The 2,395-nt window shown below is 73.9% G+C and carries 2 protein-coding genes; both read left to right on the top strand.

Annotated features, from left to right (window positions below; genetic code table 11):
- Positions 1–1,294: helix-hairpin-helix domain-containing protein (locus tag GT045_RS39330; RefSeq protein WP_237538254.1), on the top strand; the 1,294-nt coding region annotated here is incomplete at its 5' end.
- Positions 1,291–2,313, top strand: a complete 1,023-nt coding sequence (gene rapZ, locus GT045_RS01010) for an RNase adapter RapZ (RefSeq protein WP_161332986.1) — start codon at positions 1,291–1,293, stop codon at positions 2,311–2,313. The genes GT045_RS39330 and rapZ, both read left to right, overlap by 4 nt.
- Positions 2,314–2,395: the final 82 nt, after the last annotated feature.

The following is a 2,395-nucleotide window of genomic DNA, read 5'->3' as shown; positions in this document are numbered from 1 at the left end:
CGTCCCCGCCTCCGACGTCCCCGCATCCGACGTCCCCGCCTCCGACGTCCCCGCCTCCGACGTCCCCGCATCCGACGTCCCCGCCTCCGACGTCCCCGCCTCCGACGTCCCCGCATCCGACGTCCCCGCCTCCGACGTCCCCGCCTCCGACGTCCCCGCATCCGACGTCCCCGCCTCCGACGTCCCCGCCTCCGACGTCCCCGCATCCGACGTCCCCGCCTCCGACGTCCCCGCCTCCGACGTCCCCGCATCCGACGTCCCCGCCTCCGACGTCCCCGCCTCCGACGTCCCCGCATCCGACGTCCCCGCCTCCGACGTCCCCGCCTCCGACGTCCCCGCATCCGACGTCCCCGCCTCCGACGTCCCCGCCTCCGACGTCCCCGCATCCGACGTCCCCGCCTCCGACGTCCCCGCCTCCGACGTCCCCGCATCCGACGTCCCCGCCTCCGACGTCCCCGCCTCCGACGGCTCCGCCTCCGACGTCCCCGCCCCCGGCGGCCCCCTCGCCGGCGGCCCGGCCTCCCCGGGCGCCCCGGCCTCCCCGGGCGCCCCGGCCACCCCCGACGGCACCGGTGCACCCGACGGCACCGGCACGCTCACGGACGCGATCGCCGGGACGGACGCGCTCGCCGGGACGGACGCGCTCGCCGGGACGGACGCGCTCGCCGGTCCCGACGTGATCACCGACTCCCTCAAGGACGAGGACGGCCGCCCCAGGAAGTTCGCGTACCCGCCCCAGCTCGTGGTGGTCGACGGCGGCCAGCCACAGGTCGCGGCGGCCAAGCGCGCCCTGGACGAGCTGGGCATCGACGACATCGCCGTCTGCGGCCTCGCCAAGCGCCTGGAGGAGGTCTGGGTGCCGGGCGAGGACGACCCTGTGGTCCTGCCCCGCTCCAGCGAGGGCCTCTACCTGCTCCAGCGGGTCCGTGACGAGGCCCACCGCTTCGCGATCACCTACCAGCGCACGAAGCGCTCCAAGCGCTTCCGCGCGGGCCCGCTGGACGACGTCCCCGGCCTCGGCGAGACCCGTAAACAAGCGCTCATCAAGCATTTCGGTTCGGTGAAGAAGCTGCGGTCCGCCACAATCGAACAGATCCAGGAAGTGCCCGGTATAGGCCGCAAGACGGCCGAGACCATCGCCGTGGCCCTCGCCCAGGCGGCCCCGGCCGCGCCGGCCGTGAACACGGCGACCGGAGAGATCATTGAGGACGAGGAACCCGATACGACGGGCGGGTCCTCAGGGGAGCCCGTGACCGCGGGCGTCCCGGACGAACGACGGGGGCAGGAGACATGACCGAGCACGAAGAACACCCCACAGCACGGCGAGATCAGGCGCACGGCGGTACGGGCGACGACGTCGTCCGGCAGGACACCGACGCCGGCCGGGACACCGGCCAGGACAACGGAGCACAGGTGAGTACGGGCAACGAGACAGCCGGGGGCCCCGAGGCGGCCATCCCCGAGCTGGTGATCATCTCCGGCATGTCCGGAGCGGGACGGTCCACGGCCGCGAAGTGTCTGGAGGACCTCGGCTGGTTCGTCGTGGACAACCTGCCGCCCGCCCTCATCCCCACCATGGTGGAGCTGGGTGCCCGCTCGCAGGGCAACGTGGCGCGGATCGCGGTCGTCGTCGACGTGCGCGGCCGGCGCTTCTTCGACAACCTGCGCGAATCCCTCGCGGACCTGGACACCCGGGGCGTCACCCGGCGGATCGTCTTCCTGGAGTCCTCCGACGAGGCCCTGGTGCGCCGCTTCGAGTCGGTGCGCCGCCCGCACCCGCTCCAGGGTGACGGCCGCATCGTCGACGGCATCGCCGCCGAGCGGGAGCTGCTGCGCGAGCTGCGCGGCGACGCCGACCTGGTGATCGACACCTCCAGCCTCAACGTGCACGAGCTGCGCGCCAAGATGGACGCCCAGTTCGCCGGCGAGGAGGAGCCCGAGCTGCGGGCCACCGTGATGTCCTTCGGCTTCAAGTACGGCCTCCCGGTCGACGCCGACCTGGTCGCGGACATGCGGTTCCTGCCCAACCCGCACTGGGTCCCGGAGCTGCGGCCCTACACCGGGCTCAACGAGGAGGTCGGCGCCTACGTCTTCAACCAGCCCGGTGCGAAGGAGTTCCTCGACCGGTACGCCGAACTGCTCCGGCTCATCGCGGCCGGCTACCGGCGCGAGGGCAAGCGGTACGTGACCATCGCCATCGGCTGTACCGGCGGCAAGCACCGCTCGGTGGCGATGTCGGAGAAGCTCGCCGCGCGCCTCGCGGCCGAGGGCGTGGAGACGGTGGTCGTGCACCGGGACATGGGACGGGAATGACGGAACGTACACGGCGGCTGAGCAGGCTGCGCCGGGTGGTGCCCGACGCGCGCGCCGGCCGCCCGGCCGAGGCCCGCGGGGC

The sequence above is a fragment of the Streptomyces sp. SID486 genome, assembly GCF_009865385.1.
Taxonomy (GTDB): domain Bacteria; phylum Actinomycetota; class Actinomycetes; order Streptomycetales; family Streptomycetaceae; genus Streptomyces.
The sequence above is the reverse complement of the archived record's forward strand: the minus strand, read 5'-3'. Positions and strand labels throughout refer to the sequence as shown.

Bases quoted from the DNA above. Each gene is read 5' to 3' on its own strand.
- rapZ (WP_161332986.1), top strand. From the start codon at position 1,291: ATGACCGAGCACGAAGAACACCCCACAGCACGGCGAGATCAGGCGCAC.